Here is a 13,905-nt window from a genome sequence, read left to right as displayed (position 1 = left end):
TACTAATGGGAATCCTGGTTACTGGACCCGAGAAAATGCATCTGTGCAGGTCACGGGCCTGCCGGAGTCCAGCTACTTATATTCCCTTTAGTACTTCCCCTACAACGCCAAACTGTGCATCAACGGGCACGAATGGGCCAAACGTCAGGCCGCCCACGCGGGCATCGGTTTCACCGCGCTGGACAACGCCTTCGCCGCCGTCGACGACGTGCCCACCCTGCAGGCGATCTGCGACACGCTCGGACCCGGGCAGATCGACGCCCTGCTGCGGAAATGGCTGGCACGTCTGCCGCACCCGTTCACCGCGGCCGACCGGGCCGCCGGCTACCGCTACGACCTCTCCGTCTTGCAGGCCGAGTTTGGAGCGATCCCGTTTCTGTGGACAGCGGACCTGAAGTTCACTGTCTGAAAGGAAGGGTCGTCATGGCGTCGGCTCCCCGGAAGTACACGCACTCCGGAGTACGGAGAAGACGGTCGACCGCCTTCTGGATGCAGACCCTGAATTCACTCTCACTGCATGCGGCTATCCTGCCTACACGATCCTGTTTAATATTCTTCCGCACCCCCTCAGTCTGCTTGCCACAGTGCAGGGGGCGATGGGCACGAGCGCGTGAACAGGCCGATTATCAGCAGTGAGGGCCTACTGCGGCTGGTCGAGCTGGTAGCGCGGTTGCGGGCCCGTGACTCGGGCGAAGGCGATGCGTCGTGGACAGCGAGAACGGGAGCGCGCCCCCCAGACCCCGGCGAAGCCATCGGCGGCGACGCGGTGGGAGCTGCTGCCGGAGCTGAGCCGCCAGGCCACGCGCGGGTACTGAGTGTGCTCGTGGACCGGATGGTGACGACGTCGGCGGTCGGGACGGCGGGCCACCACGGCCAGGTTCAGGCCAGCCAGGTGTAGGAGTGCACTGCAGGCGCGGACAAGGATGTGATCGCGCGTCCGCGGTCAGGCGTCGCGGGCGGGCGGGCGCGAGCGGGTCGCGGGACCAGCCGTCACTGACGCCGTGGTGTCCGTGCGGGCCGGTGCGGTGCCGCGTGACGGCGGTGCGGGCCATGATGAGGGCGTGACAGAACAGGCGAGTGTCGGACACGCGGTCGCACCACCCCGTGTCCGGCCTTCCGCTCCGGGCGCACACGATCGACCGACCGGCGCGATCCCGCCCCGGGTGTCGGTGAAGGCCGGGACCTTCACCGAGTCGGTCATCCGGGAGATGACGCGGCTTTGCCTGGCCCATGACGGGATCAACCTGGCGCAGGGCTTTCCGGACTTCTCCTGCCCCGCCGAGTTGAAGGAGGCGGCGAAGGCCGCCATCGACGCCGACGACAACCAGTACGCGATCACCTGGGGGGCGACGGCGTTGCGGCACGCGATTGCCGACAAGGTCGCCCGCACCTATCCGGGCTGGACGGTGGACCCGGAGACCGAGATCTGTGTGACCTGTGGCTCCACTGAGGCGATGATCGCGGCGATGCTGGCGCTGGTGGATCCCGGCGACGAGGTGCTGCTGTTCGAGCCCTTCTACGAGAACTACGGCCCGGATGCGATCCTGTCCGGCGCTCGGCCCAGGCTCGTCCGACTGCACGGACCCGACTGGAGCATCGACGAGGCCGAGCTGCGCGCCGCCTTCTCCGACCGGGTGCGTGCTGTCGTGATCAACACGCCGCACAACCCGACCGGCAAGGTCTTCACACGCGCGGAACTGGAGTTGCTCGCCGAGTTGTGCCAGCGGCACGACGCGCTTGTCATCACCGATGAGATCTACGAGCACATCCACTATCTCGGTCCGGGTGGGCATGTCCCGCCCGCGACAGTGCCCGGTCTCACGGACCGTACGATTACCATCAACGCCCTGTCCAAGACCTACGCGGTGACCGGATGGCGGGTCGGCTGGACTGTCGCGCCGCCGGCCTATACCGCCGCCATCCGCAAGGTCCACGACTTCCTGACCGTGGGCGCGGCTGCTCCTCTGCAGGCGGGCGGGGTCGCCGCGATGGCGTTGCCGGCGAGCTACTACGACGCCATCGCGGCCGAGTACCGGCAGCGGCGTGACCTGTTGTGCGGCGCGCTGGCCGCGGCCGGATTCGAGGTCCGGCCGCCCGACGGCGCGTACTACGTCATGTGCGGAACCCGATCACTGGACCCCGCCGGCGAGGATGTCGCATTCGCCCGCCGCGTGCTTGCCACGACCGGGGTCGCGGCGGTTCCCGGTTCGTCGTTCTTCGCCGATCCCGCGGACGGTCGGCACATCCTCCGGTTTGCGTTCCCGAAGCGACTCGACACCCTGCGGGCGGCGGCCGACCGCTTGGCGGTCCTCGCCTGAACCGCGTTGTGGATCATTCGGCGGTGATCAGGGAGGGCACGGGGATGGGGTAGCCGCCTTCGGCCGCCCGCGCCCGGCCGCGGCGCAGCTCGGCGCCCAGCCAGCGCAGGTAACCCTGCACGGCGGGCCGGCCAGGCCTGCGATGCCTGCCATGCCATGAAGCGCGAAGGCGGTCAGCGTGTGATCGCAGCCAGCTGGCGGGGCCGGCCGCTGGCAGCCCGGCCGCCGCCAGCATTACTGAACGTGGCGGTAGCAGGTAGCGGCCACGCAGGTACTCGCTGATCCAGCGGCCCTGGGCGTCAGCGAGCCGAACGGTGTCGGCGCCGTCCACCGACCCGTCCACCGACCCGGGCAGGCGCCCGCATCGGTACACGCCGTCGGTGTCCAGGCTGAAGACACCGCCGAACAGCGGCGATCCGATGCTGGGGCCGGCCGCGCGGTCGGCCTGGTCTTCGGCCTGGTCTTCGACGGGGTCTTCGGTGACCACCACGACATCCCATCGGGTCACCTGTTGGTCGCTGCCGCGGAGATCGAAGGGCCGGCGGCCGGTGTCAACGGGACGGGTGTCATCCGGGCGAATGCCGCTGTCGCCGTCGAGCCGTGTGATCCGGTCGGCGAGTCCGCGCTCGCGCAAATAGTCCTCGGCGGGCGTCGGGGCCGCTGTCACCGTCGCCGGGCGCTCGGCACCCGTGACCACGGGCCTGGCAGGGGCCGCGGCGGGTACGAACAGGCGTGCGTCCAGGCCGGAGTCGACGAGCGCGAAGACGGTCACGCCGGCGGTGGGTCCGCGCCCGAGCACCGCCACCCGGGGAAGTTGCGCCATGTCTGATCAGGTTAGGCCAGCGGGCCCGCTGATCCGACTACGGGGTCATTATCGCTATTGTGCCGGGGTGCATCTGGACCCGATTGGCGACCTTTGGTGACCGCCGTCAGGCGGCCGCCAGTTGCCGTGCATGTGGTCTGGCGCTCCGGCCGTCCGGATGTCGACGGACTCGCACGCGCTGCCTTCACGCATCTTGCGGCTGACCCGTCACGGCCGAACATACGATCGCCGGGAATTCCGGTGCGCCACTGGTCAGCCGGCGATTCCACGGCATCACCCTGGGGCGTGGACCCACCGCCGCCCGTCGCTCTCGACCGGGCCGAGCGCAACGTCGTCGTCCTCCTTGTCGACAACGGCCTGGTGAGCGCGGGCTGGCACGACTATCTTGCCGACCTGGTTCGGGCAGTGAGCGCAGGGTCCGGTAACTGGCTCCTGCCGTTCGCGCTCACACCTCACTTCGCCCGCATACCTGCCGTGGCCCACGTCGACGTCGTCGACCTGCACACGACCCCGGACGGGCTTCGTGAGCAGATCTTTCTGAATCACCTCACCCACCGGGTGTGCCGCCAGATCGGCGGTTCGGCACCGGTCCGGGTATTCATCAGCTACGCATCGCGCGACGGCGGTGACATTGCGCGGGAGGTGAGTCGCCATCTACGGACCGAGACCGATGTCGACGACTTCCTCGACGCGCACCACCTTGCCGGCGGCGACCCGTTCGCTGAAATTCTCGACGCTGCGGTTGCCGGTTGCGCGCTGCTCGCGGTCAACACGGATTCCTACAGTTCGAGGGTGTGGTGTCAGCGGGAGTTCCTCGGCGCGAAGCGGGCGGCCATGCCGATGGTCGTCCTGGACGCGATCACGAACAGATCGGCGCGGGCCTTCCCGTACCTCGGTAACGTTCCGACCGTCCGATGGCACGGCGACTCGCGGACCGTTCTCGATCAGCTCCTCGGTGCGCTGTTGATGGAGACGTTGACGCACCGGTATTTTCCGCTGCGGGTTGCTGAGATGTGTGCCAAGCACGGTGTCGTCCCACCGCCGCATCTGCTGGCGCGACCGCCGGAGCTGCTGACGCTTCTCGATCTTCCTCGGATCGCCGGCGGCGGGGCCTTGGTCGATCTTCTCTATCCTGATCCACCGCTGGGAACTGAGGAGACGCAGCTGCTGAGGAAGATCGAAGGGTCGCTCCGGGCGCTTACACCGACGATGCTGTTCTCGATGTGACGATGCTGTTCTCGATGCGCCGATCCTGTCGTCGATGTGACAGCCTGCGGTGGCGGGGTGTGCGGGGAGGTTGGTGTTGAGTTCGCTTGCGGATGTCCGGGTGGCCGTCTCGGTCTCCGACAGTCCGGATCTTGTCCGGCGCGGTCTGGGACTGCTGCACCAGCGCCACGCGTTCGTCGAGATCGCGCGGCATGTCCTGGCCGCCGGCGGGTCCCTTGCCTATGGCGGTGATCTGCGGCCCGGTGGGTACAGCCGGGTCCTGTTCGATCTTGTCGACACCTACGACCTGCCCGGCCGGCCCGGGCCGGAACGGGTGACCGACTACCTGGCCTGGCATCTGTTCCTCCGGCTTGGTGTGGATGAGCAGGCTGAGCTGGTCGACGTGGCCACGGTCGTCGGTGTCCTCCCGCCGCGGGAGATCAGCCCGGACGACCCGGATCTGCGCGGCGCCGCGGAAACGGCGGCGGCGCGGTGGAAGCGGGCGCGTGCGCTGACCGGGATGCGTGAACGGATGGCGGCCGAGACCGACGCGAGGGTGATGCTCGGCGGCGGGGTCATGGTCGGCTCCGGGCTCTACCCGGGCCTGTTGGAGGAGGCCGTGCTGACCCTGCGGGCCGGCCGGCCACTGTTCCTGCTGGGTGGGTTCGGTGGCTGTACCGAGCGGGTCATCGAGGCCGTGACGGGCGGCCGGCCACCTGATCTGGAGCTGGACAGCCAGCTCGCAGCCCGCGCGGACTATGGCGAGCTCGTGGCGGAAGCCGCTCGCGCCGGCACCCCGGTCGAGTACGACACCCTGCTCGACGAACTGCGGGCCGCCGGCCCCCGCGGGCTCGCCAACGGCTTGGACCTCGCCGAGAATGAGACCCTGTTCACCACCGACGACATCGACGAGATGGTCGCGCTCGTCCTCCGCGGCCTGCGACGGATCACCGGGCAGACAGCCTCGTGAATCATTGCCACCGCCTTCCCGCAGGTTCGGTCTAACCGGTACCGGTCAGATCGATACATGCTCCGGTGGGTTCTTCGGTCGGTGCCGCCACGGCGGGGCATCGCAGGGCGGGGCATCGCAGGGTGGCGGGTGTCTGGAAGAGCGAGCGCGGCAGTCCGAGGAGTGCCGCGCGTGCCGCTTTGCCGCACAGGGACGCGATCAGCTCCACCGCGGCGACGTCGGGTAACCCGTAGAGCCGGCGGGTCCAACCGGGGAGCATCCCGACCGCGATGGCGGCCAGTGCTGACCACGCGGGTCGCGCCGGGGTGGCCAGCGCCACCCACCGGGGCATCGGCGGCCGCAGGATGATCCCGACCGCTTCCCGGGACGCCGCGGTCACCCGCAGCCCCGGCCGTATTCGGGTGAGGTAACGCTCGACCTCCGCCCGGCTGGACGGGACGTCACGCGCGGGGATGCCGACGAGTTCGGCCGCGCGGACCTGCTCGGCGAAGTAGGTGTCGGCCTGACGCTCGGTGAGGGCCAGGCCACATCGGCGGGTCGTGCTGAGGAAGGACTCGACCTCGCTCACGTGCACCCACAGCAGCAGCTCGGGATCGGCGGCCCGGTAGGGCCGGCCGCTGCCCGCCTCCACACCGTGGATGCCCGCGTGCACCCGGCGTACCCGCGCGGCCGCGCGGTGGGCGGCGTCCGTGCTCCCATAGGTGATCGTGCCGACATAGTCGACGGTCCGCCGCAGGCGTCCCCACGGGTCGTTCCGATAGGTGGAGTGATGGGCGACACCGGCCATGGCCAGCGGGTGCACCGCCTGCAGGAGCAGCGCCCGGATCCCGGCGATGACCATGCTCGGGTCGTCGTGTACCCGCCAGGTCACGCTGGACGGTCCGAACAGGCCGACATCCCCGTCCGGCTGCGTCGGCTCTGCGCCCGGAGCCGCGCCCGCGTGCATCCGATGCCGTTGGTCAGCCACTCGCGCATCCTCGCTCGGGACGTTATGGAATCGAATGACGCCAGATAGTGTCGCATGAGGATGGCAACCCGATGCAGGCGGTACTCAACGTATCGATCTATCGTCTTATGGTGATGATGTGGCAGATCGGTCTCATGGGCAGGGGTAGGCCCGCACGACAGCGCGCCGGACGAACTAACGTGGCCTCATGAGCATCGTGAAGATCAATGTGTTGACCGTTCCGGCCGAGATGCGGGCCACTTTGGAGCAGCGCTTCGCCGGTCGGGCGGGCATGGTGGAGGCGGCCGACGGGTTCGAGTGGTTCGAGCTGCTGCGTCCGGTGGAGGGCACTGACGCCTATCTCGTGTACACGCGTTGGCGCAGCGAAGAGGACTTCGGCACGTGGCAGGCGTCCAACGCCTTCCAGGCTGGTCATGGCGGATCCGGCGGATCCGGCGGATCCGGCGGACCGGCCGCGACCGGGTCGCAGCCCGCCGCGACCGGGGCGCAACTGTGGTCCTTCGAGGTGGTGGCGGCGGCCGCGCCCAAGACCACCTGACTACGTGACGGCCTGACCCGCCAGGTCAGCGCATCCGGTGGCTGGCGTCCTCGATCTCGCCCACGAATTCTTCCACCACGTCCTCGAGCGCGACGACCCCGATGGTCGTGCCACCCGGTCCGGGTACGCGGCCGAGATGGCAGCCGGTCCGCTGCATCAGCCGTAGCACCTCGTCCAGTGGCAGGTCCGGGCGGACCTCGACCATGGGTCGGAGCCGGCGCGGCGGCAGCGGTTCGTCCCGGGCGTCGCTCTGGATTCCAAGGACGTCCTTGGCGTGGACGAAGCCGACGATCATCGTACCTGCCGTGGCCGTGGTACCGGGTGCAGCCAGGTCGGTGGGTGTCTCGGTGGCCGCTGGGGCAGATGCGTTCGGAGCCCGGACCGGAAAGCGGGAGAATCCGGTTCGGGCGACCAACATCTCCAGCTCGGCCGCACTGACCGACCACGGCACGGCCACGGTCTCATCGAGGGGAATCATGACCGAGCGGGCGGTTCGCTCGGGCAGTTCCAGCGCGCCGGTGAGCAGGTTGTGCTCGTAGTCCTCCAGTAGTCCCTGCTGTCGGGATTCGGCGATCATGACCGCGAGCTGGTCCGGGGTGTAGGCGGTGCTGAGCTCGTCCACCGGCGTGACCCCGACGAGCCGGACGCACCAGTTGGCAACTGCGTTGAGAAAGACGATCAGGGGGCGGGCCAGGCGCGCGAACCGCACCAGCGGCGGCGCGAGCCGCAGCGCGGCCTGCTCCGGCCCGGCGAGAGCGATGTTCTTCGGCACCATCTCGCCGAGCACGATGTGCAGGCAGGCGACGATCGCCAGCGCGACCGCCAGCCCGATCGGTCTGTACATGCTCGCGGGGACGCCGAGTGCGCGCAGGCTTCCCTCGAGCAGGTGAGCGACGGAGGGCTCGGCCACCGCGCCGAGTCCCAGCGAACAGATCGTGATACCGAGCTGGGACGCGGCAAGCATGAGCGACAGGTTTTCGATCGCCGTGCCGACCGTGCGGGCGCGGTGGTCACCCGCGGCCGCCATGGGTGCGATCCGGTCGCGGCGGACCGAGATGACGGCGAACTCGGCACCGACGAAGAAGGCGTTGCCGGCCAGCAGGATGACAGCGCCGATGAGGTTGAGCAGCGTCATCGGCGTCCCCTCACCGGGTCCGTTCGTTCCCACCGGTGGATGGGTCGACCCGCCGGTCCGGACCTGGACCTGGACTCGGCCGGCCCGCCGCTACGGTCACGCGGATGCGGTCGATGCGGCGGTGGTCCATCTCGTCGACGGTGAGCTGGTGGCCGGCGACCGTGACCGTGTCACCGACGCGGGGTATCCGTCCGAGCCGGTGCAGGACGAGGCCGGCGAGCGTCTCGTACGGGCCGTCGGGTAGCGCGACGCCGGTACTGTCGGCGACCTCGTCCACGCGGAGCAGGCCGGACAGCACCCAGCTCCCGTCCGCGCGGGCGGTCGCATCCGGTGTCTGCGGTGGGTCGTACTCGTCTGCAACGTCGCCGACGAGCTCTTCGACGAGGTCCTCCAGGGTGACGATGCCGGCGATGTCGCCGTACTCGTCGATGACGATGGCGAGTTGGAGGCTGTGGCCGCGCAGGGTGGTGAGGAGATCGTCGCAGCCCAGTGAGTTCGGCACCATCACCGGCGGGACCATGATCTGGCTGACCGGTGTGACCGCGCGAGCGGGCTGGGAGACGCCGAAGGCGTCCTTGACATGGACAACTGCGACCACGTCGTCGACGTTGGTGCTGTCAGCCGCGGTGTTCGGCGCAGTTTCGCGCCTGGTCGAGCGCCGCAGCACGGGGAAGCGGGAGTGACCCGACCGCTCGGCCACCCGCAGCAGATCCGCCACGTTGTCGTCGGCGTGGAGCGCGACCACCTGAACCCGGGGTGTCATGACATCCTGCGCGGTGCGCTCACGCAACCGTAGCGACCGACGCAGCAGCGTCGCCGTATTGCCGGGCAGCGTGCCCTGTTCGGCTGATGAGCGCACCAGCCAGCCGAGTTCGGACGGGGAACGAGCCGACCGCAGCTCGTCCTGCGGCTCGATGCCGAGCGCGCGCAACAGGCGGTTGGCCGATCCGTTCAGGAGCACGATTGCCGGCCGACAGATGCGTGAGAAGAGCATCTGCGGCCCGACCACCCGTTCGGCGACGGTCAGTGGTGTCGCGATTGCGACGTTTTTCGGGAACAGCTCACCGAAGACCATCTGTGAAATTGTCGCGATGAGTAGGGCAATGGTCACGGCAGTTGCATGGGCGACCCCGTCCGGCAGCCCGACCGTCCTGATCGCCGGCATCAGCAGGGATGCCAGCGCCGGTTCGGCGACGTATCCGAGCACCAGCGATGTCAGCGTGATGCCCAGCTGCGCTCCCGAGAGCTGGAACGACAGCGAGTGGACGGCGCGAAGCACCCGCGTGGCTCTCCGGGAGCCGTCCGCCGCGGCCTGTTCGAGCTGGCTGCGGTCGATCGCCACCAGAGCGAACTCGGCGGACACGAACAGTGCGTTGCCGGCGATGAGTACGACGATCATCAGTAGGCCGAGAATGTTACTGATCATTTTGGCCTACTGTGAGCGTTCACGTATTTATTGTCAGGCTGACTCCGCCTGCCGCTCGATCGGGTCGTCCAGCCCACCGGGCAGAGCGACCTCAGCGGTCTGGGTACCGGCGGATCGGCCGCGGCCGCCCCTGCGCCGCCGGCGCCGGCGCGGACCCGGCTGGCCGTTCGCCGCGATGCCGTCCTCATCGTCGAGGTCGAGCCCGTCGAGGTCGAGCCCGTCGAGCCCGTCGAGCCCGTGGTGATCGAGATCCAGGTTGTCCCGGTGAACCACCGTGGACGCAACCGTCGCGGGTTCGAGGAACAGGCCGGGAGCCGGGCTCGCGAGCTTCGGCCCCGCCAGGTCCACGTTCGTAAGGTCGTTCGTAAGGTCGTTCGTGGCGACCGCGGCGACCGCGGCGCCGGCTCCACGGGTGCGCCGCCGTGGGCGGGCGGCGCGGGGACCGGCGGGCCGATCGGCTCGCTGCTCGGCTGCCGTGGCGTCGAAGCCCTCGCCGGTCCGGCGCTGCCGGCGTCGCGCGCCTCGACCGGTTTCCCCGAGGTCCTCGACCTCCTCAGCTGCCAGCCCGGCGCGGGTACGGGATGCGTGTGGCAGCACGCCGCGGGCATTCGCGGGGATTTCGAGATCTTCAAACAGGTGCGGGGATGTCGAATAGGTCTCGACCGGCGTGTCGAAGGACAGCGCCAGCGCCCGGTTGACCAGGGTCCACCGGGACATGTCGTCCCAGTCGACGAAGGTCACGGCCACGCCGCTGCCGCCGGCCCGGCCGGTGCGGCCGATGCGGTGAAGGTAGACGTTCTCGTCCTCGGGGCACTGATAGTTGATCACGTGGGTCACCCCGCCGATGTCGATGCCGCGGGCCGCCACATCGGTGGCAACCAGAACATCGATCTTGCCGGCTCGGAACGCCCGTAGCGCCTGCTCGCGTTGGCCCTGGCCGATGTCGCCGTGCACGGCCGCGGCGGCGAAGCCGCGTCGGGCAAGGTCGTCGACGACCTTGTCGGCGGTGCGTCGCGTCCGTACGAACACGATGGCCAGGCCACGCCCCTCGGCCTGCAGAACTCGAGCCAGAACTTCGATCTTGTCAAGCGCGTGGGCGCGGAAAACGTGCTGACGGATGTCCGGCACGGTGCGACCCTCGTCCGGGCGCTCCGCCGTGACGTGGACGGGCCGCCGCATGAACCGACGGGCCAGCGACACGACCGGACCCGGCATCGTCGCCGAGAAGAGCAGCGTCTGGTGGATGTCGGGGATCTGGGCGAGTATGCGCTCGACGTCCGGCAGGAAGCCGAGGTCGAGCATTTCGTCGGCCTCGTCGAGAACGAGCATGCGTACGGCGGTGAGGACCAGCGCGTTCTGGCGGGCCAGGTCGAGCAGCCTGCCAGGGGTACCCACGACGATGTCCACACCGGTGCGCAGGTCCGCCAGCTGTGGCTCATAGGCGCGACCGCCGTAGACCGAAAGCACCCGCAGGCCTCGGCGTGAGCCGGCCCGGCCGATGTCGGCGGCAACCTGAACGCACAGCTCGCGGGTGGGAACGACCACCAGGGCCTGGGGAAGCCCGGCAGCGCCCTCGGACCGGTTGGTCACGGCCTGCACGAGCGGGATGCCGAAGGCGAGCGTCTTGCCGGTACCGGTGCGGGCCTGGCCGATGAGATCGGAGCCGGCCAGCGCGAGGGGAAGTGTCAGTTCCTGGATGGGGAAGGGGGAGAGGATGCCCTGGTCACGGAGAGCCTCGACGATCTCTTCGCGGACACCGAGGTCTGCGAAACCGGACGTCGGTATCGCGGTTGCGACTACCGTTTCGTCGGCGTCAGGGAGGTCGATGGGCTCGTCGTGCGGGTGTGTTGTGGTTTCAGTCGAACCGGACAGCGGGATGCTCCTGGTCTGCTATGAGCGGGATCCGACGCTGCACCCGCTCGCGATATGTACCGGCGGGGTCCGCTGACCCGGGGTGGGGCGACGCCCGCTCGGGCCGGGAGTGGCCTTGTCAACCCCCGGCTGATGACAAGGATAACCTGAGGACAGGTCTCTGAGACATGTTCCGACACAATGACCTTCGGCAGGGTGGCCGTGACCCGGGGGACGGGCTGCCGTGAGTGCCTGAGGCAGAAGGTGTTTCGGCGGTGTTCGTTCTGTCGACATATTTCGGGGCAGTTCGAGCCGGACGACGCTGAGGTGATCAGAGATGACGGACAGTACGGGTGTATCCGGGCAGGTTGCTGAGACGGTTGCCGACGAGGCTGCCGCGGCCCGGATCGCCGTCATCGATCTGCTGGGGTTGTTGGCCTTCGGTGAGCTGAGCGCGTTCGAGCGCCTTGCCACGGATGCGCGAATGGCGCCCACATTGGTGGACAAGATCGCTCTTGCGCGCATGGCGGCGGCCGAGTTCGCACACTTCGAGGCGGTGCAGGAGCATCTGCTACGGATGGGCGTGGATTCCGAAAAGGCCATGGAGCCGTTCGTGCTGCCGTTGACCCTCTTCCATAACCTCACCGCGCCGGCGGACTGGCTGGAGAGCCTGGTCAAGGTGTACGTCGGTGACAACATCGTCGCCGATTTCTACCGCGAGACAGCGTCGGTGCTCGAACCTGACGCCCGCGAACTGGTCCTCGACGTCCTTGCCGACACCGGGCACGCGGCGTTCGCGGTGGAACGTGTCCGCGCCGCGATCGAGGCCCATCCGATCGTCGCGGGTCGGCTCGCGCTGTGGGCCCGACGGCTGCTTGGGGAGGCATTGACCCAGGCCCAACGGGTGGCGGAGGACCGGGAGGCGCTGACCGGTCTACTGGCCGGGATGGGTGATCTTCAGGCGTTGGCGGACATGTTCAACCGCATCGCCCAGGCACACGCGGCGCGGATGGATGCGCTCGGCCTGTCCGCGTGATGCCGAGGGATCGCACGCATCCCCCGGCATCCCCCGGTATCACCGCATCACCCCGCCGCGGATGCCTGTTCGCACCCGCTCAACCGCTCAACCGCCGGATGGCAGCAGTTGGCGATCTCCGGTGGCGGTCGGTATCGGCGCGACCGACCTCAGAGCGCGCCGAAGCCGACCCGGCGCGTCTCGGCCTCGGCGATCTCGACGTAGGCCAGCTTCGCGACCGGGACCATGACCCGACGGCCCTTCTCGTCCACGAGCGTGAGCAGGCCCTGCTCCGACGCGATCGCGTCGGCGACCGCCTGGGCCACATCCTCCGGTGACTGGCTGCTCTCGAGGACCAGCTCACGTCCGACGTTCTGGATGCCGATCTTGACCTCCACCAGTGATGACCTCCGCGTTCGATCGACCGATCAGGGCAATCGCGCTTTGGCGCGATCTGTCGCCACCATAGGGCCTGTGCCGGCCGGGGTGGGACGCGGTCGGACTGTGTTCGCTGGAGGCGTCAGGGCTCGCCGGCGGCGTCAGGGCTCGCGGCGGCGTCAGCCTTCCTGCTCACCGGCACACCGTGGCGGTACCTGGTCGGTACCGTCGGCGTTGCGTCGCGGGTAGCCGGCGAGCCCTCGCCAGGCGAGCTCGACCATGGTCGCCACAGCGCGCTCCTTCTCCACCGCACCGCCGGTGACCAGCCACCAACGGGCACCTGTCTCGGCGAGGCCCACCAGCCCGATGGACAACAGCTCGGCCTCGGCGGGGCCGACGCCGGTGTCCGCGGCGATGACGGCGGCGATGGCGTTGGCGCATGCGGTGAAGCTGTTCTCCACCCGCTTGCGGACCGCGGGCTCACTGCGTAGATCGGACTCGAGGACGAGCTGGTAGGCCCCGCTCGGATCGTCGACGAAGTCGAAGTAGGCTGCGATCGACCGAGCGATCCGGGTGTGGTTGTCGGTGGTGGAGGCAAGTGCCCGGCGGACGCTTGACACAAGCGAATGGGCCTGTTCGTCCAGCAGTGCCAGGTACAGTTCGAGCTTCCCGGGAAAGTGCTGGTAGAGCACGGGTTTGCTGACGCCCGCACGTTCGGCGATCTCGTCCATCGCAGTCGCGTGATAACCCTGAGCAACAAATACCTCGCGTGCCGCACCCAGCAGCTGGAATCGGCGTGCTGTCCGGGGTAGTCGCGCGGTCTTGCCCGTCCGCGGTTGCGGCGCGGACGGCTCGGCGCTCACCGGTACACCTCCCTCGGTGCCAATTGGCACGCTCACCAGTACTTTCCCACATGGCATGAGGCTGATCGGCGGGTCGACCCGGGCTTGGTCGACGATCCTCAGGTGCAGGCCGCCGGCAGCCCGGAAGAGATCACGACTGCGCAGCCGTCAGCCGGTGGTTCACCGGTACTCGTCCTCGTCCTCGTCGTCCACGACGATGCGCTGTTGCGCCGCGTCGTACTCCGCGACCTCGAGGGGGAACGTCCAGGTGGACGCCGGCGCCAGCCCTTCGCGGGTCGAGACCTCGCGGGCCTGCTCCGCGGCGTCCGCGTCGGGTACGTCGGGGCGGTCGAGAATGTCACGCACATCGAGCGGAAGGTCCGTCGGTGAGCTCATGGCTTCCTCCTGTCAGTGCCTGCGGCCTGTGATCGTCTGT

15 protein-coding genes are annotated in these 13,905 nt (G+C 68.9%); 7 read left to right on the top strand and 8 right to left on the bottom strand.

Translation table 11 applies throughout. The annotated features are described in order from the left end of the window. Nucleotides 1–208 precede the first annotated feature (208 nt). The 3 genes from U9983_RS13780 (at nucleotide 209) to U9983_RS13770 (ending at nucleotide 2,318) form a co-directional block, all read left to right on the top strand. Nucleotides 209–409 carry a hypothetical protein gene (locus tag U9983_RS13780; RefSeq protein WP_322754405.1) on the top strand — a complete coding sequence of 67 codons (201 nt, stop codon included), beginning with the start codon at nucleotides 209–211 and terminating at the stop codon, nucleotides 407–409. Between the two features lie 201 nt (nucleotides 410–610). Beyond that, nucleotides 611–898: a hypothetical protein gene (locus U9983_RS13775; RefSeq protein WP_322754404.1), complete on the top strand. Its 288-nt coding sequence runs from the start codon at nucleotides 611–613 to the stop codon at nucleotides 896–898. A gap of 253 nt (nucleotides 899–1,151) precedes the next feature. After that, complete coding sequence (locus U9983_RS13770) at nucleotides 1,152–2,318, top strand: pyridoxal phosphate-dependent aminotransferase (protein ID WP_322754408.1); 1,167 nt, start codon at nucleotides 1,152–1,154, stop codon at nucleotides 2,316–2,318. 13 nt (nucleotides 2,319–2,331) lie between these two features. Here the strand turns inward: U9983_RS13770 and U9983_RS13765 are convergent, their stop codons facing one another. After that, the gene (locus U9983_RS13765) at nucleotides 2,332–3,141 is read right to left on the bottom strand and encodes a hypothetical protein (RefSeq protein ID WP_322754403.1); all 810 of its coding nucleotides are present in this window, start codon (nucleotides 3,139–3,141) and stop codon (nucleotides 2,332–2,334) included. 285 nt (nucleotides 3,142–3,426) lie between these two features. On the opposite strand from U9983_RS13765, the gene U9983_RS13760 reads away from it, so the two are divergent. Further along, a complete protein-coding gene (locus U9983_RS13760) occupies nucleotides 3,427–4,368 on the top strand; it encodes a toll/interleukin-1 receptor domain-containing protein (protein ID WP_322754402.1) in 942 nt (313 codons plus the stop codon). 73 nt (nucleotides 4,369–4,441) lie between these two features. Continuing rightward, on the top strand, nucleotides 4,442–5,317 hold the full coding sequence (locus U9983_RS13755; RefSeq protein ID WP_322754401.1) for a hypothetical protein: 876 nt from the start codon (nucleotides 4,442–4,444) through the stop codon (nucleotides 5,315–5,317). Between the two features lie 31 nt (nucleotides 5,318–5,348). Here the strand turns inward: U9983_RS13755 and U9983_RS13750 are convergent, their stop codons facing one another. Then, nucleotides 5,349–6,284 carry an oxygenase MpaB family protein gene (locus tag U9983_RS13750; protein WP_322754400.1) on the bottom strand — a complete coding sequence of 312 codons (936 nt, stop codon included), beginning with the start codon at nucleotides 6,282–6,284 and terminating at the stop codon, nucleotides 5,349–5,351. A gap of 187 nt (nucleotides 6,285–6,471) precedes the next feature. Here U9983_RS13750 and U9983_RS13745 point away from each other — a divergent pair, with 187 nt between their 5' ends. Further along, on the top strand, nucleotides 6,472–6,822 hold the full coding sequence (locus U9983_RS13745) for an antibiotic biosynthesis monooxygenase (RefSeq protein WP_322754399.1): 351 nt from the start codon (nucleotides 6,472–6,474) through the stop codon (nucleotides 6,820–6,822). Nucleotides 6,823–6,847: 25 nt separating this feature from the next. Here the strand turns inward: U9983_RS13745 and U9983_RS13740 are convergent, their stop codons facing one another. The 3 genes from U9983_RS13740 to U9983_RS13730 are packed head-to-tail and all read right to left on the bottom strand — an operon-like array spanning nucleotide 6,848 to nucleotide 11,210. Beyond that, nucleotides 6,848–7,957, bottom strand: a complete 1,110-nt coding sequence (locus U9983_RS13740; protein ID WP_322754398.1) for a hemolysin family protein — start codon at nucleotides 7,955–7,957, stop codon at nucleotides 6,848–6,850. Nucleotides 7,958–7,967: 10 nt separating this feature from the next. Further along, complete coding sequence (locus tag U9983_RS13735; RefSeq protein ID WP_322754397.1) at nucleotides 7,968–9,383, bottom strand: hemolysin family protein; 1,416 nt, start codon at nucleotides 9,381–9,383, stop codon at nucleotides 7,968–7,970. A gap of 33 nt (nucleotides 9,384–9,416) precedes the next feature. Further along, nucleotides 9,417–11,210 (bottom strand): DEAD/DEAH box helicase, encoded by a 1,794-nt coding sequence (locus U9983_RS13730; RefSeq protein ID WP_416211389.1) that lies wholly within the window; start codon nucleotides 11,208–11,210, stop codon nucleotides 9,417–9,419. Nucleotides 11,211–11,571: 361 nt separating this feature from the next. Between U9983_RS13730 and U9983_RS13725 the strand changes: the two genes are divergently transcribed. Beyond that, nucleotides 11,572–12,270 carry a ferritin-like fold-containing protein gene (locus tag U9983_RS13725; RefSeq protein ID WP_322754396.1) on the top strand — a complete coding sequence of 233 codons (699 nt, stop codon included), beginning with the start codon at nucleotides 11,572–11,574 and terminating at the stop codon, nucleotides 12,268–12,270. A gap of 149 nt (nucleotides 12,271–12,419) precedes the next feature. Here U9983_RS13725 and U9983_RS13720 read toward each other — a convergent pair whose 3' ends face one another. The 3 genes from U9983_RS13720 to U9983_RS13710 all read right to left on the bottom strand — a co-directional run bounded on the left by U9983_RS13720 (nucleotide 12,420) and on the right by U9983_RS13710 (nucleotide 13,865). Then, a complete protein-coding gene (locus U9983_RS13720; RefSeq protein WP_322750677.1) occupies nucleotides 12,420–12,647 on the bottom strand; it encodes a DUF3107 domain-containing protein in 228 nt (75 codons plus the stop codon). A 159-nt stretch (nucleotides 12,648–12,806) separates the two neighbouring features. Continuing rightward, nucleotides 12,807–13,490, bottom strand: a complete 684-nt coding sequence (locus U9983_RS13715; RefSeq protein WP_322750685.1) for a TetR/AcrR family transcriptional regulator — start codon at nucleotides 13,488–13,490, stop codon at nucleotides 12,807–12,809. Between the two features lie 159 nt (nucleotides 13,491–13,649). Beyond that, entirely contained in the window at nucleotides 13,650–13,865 is a 216-nt protein-coding gene (locus U9983_RS13710; RefSeq protein ID WP_322750676.1) for a hypothetical protein, read from the bottom strand. Nucleotides 13,866–13,905 lie beyond the last annotated feature (40 nt).

The organism is Protofrankia sp. Cas3 (genome assembly GCF_963555955.1).
GTDB lineage: Bacteria > Actinomycetota > Actinomycetes > Frankiales > Frankiaceae > Protofrankia.
Note: the sequence above shows the minus strand (reverse complement) of the source record. Positions and strands in the feature narration are given on the sequence as shown.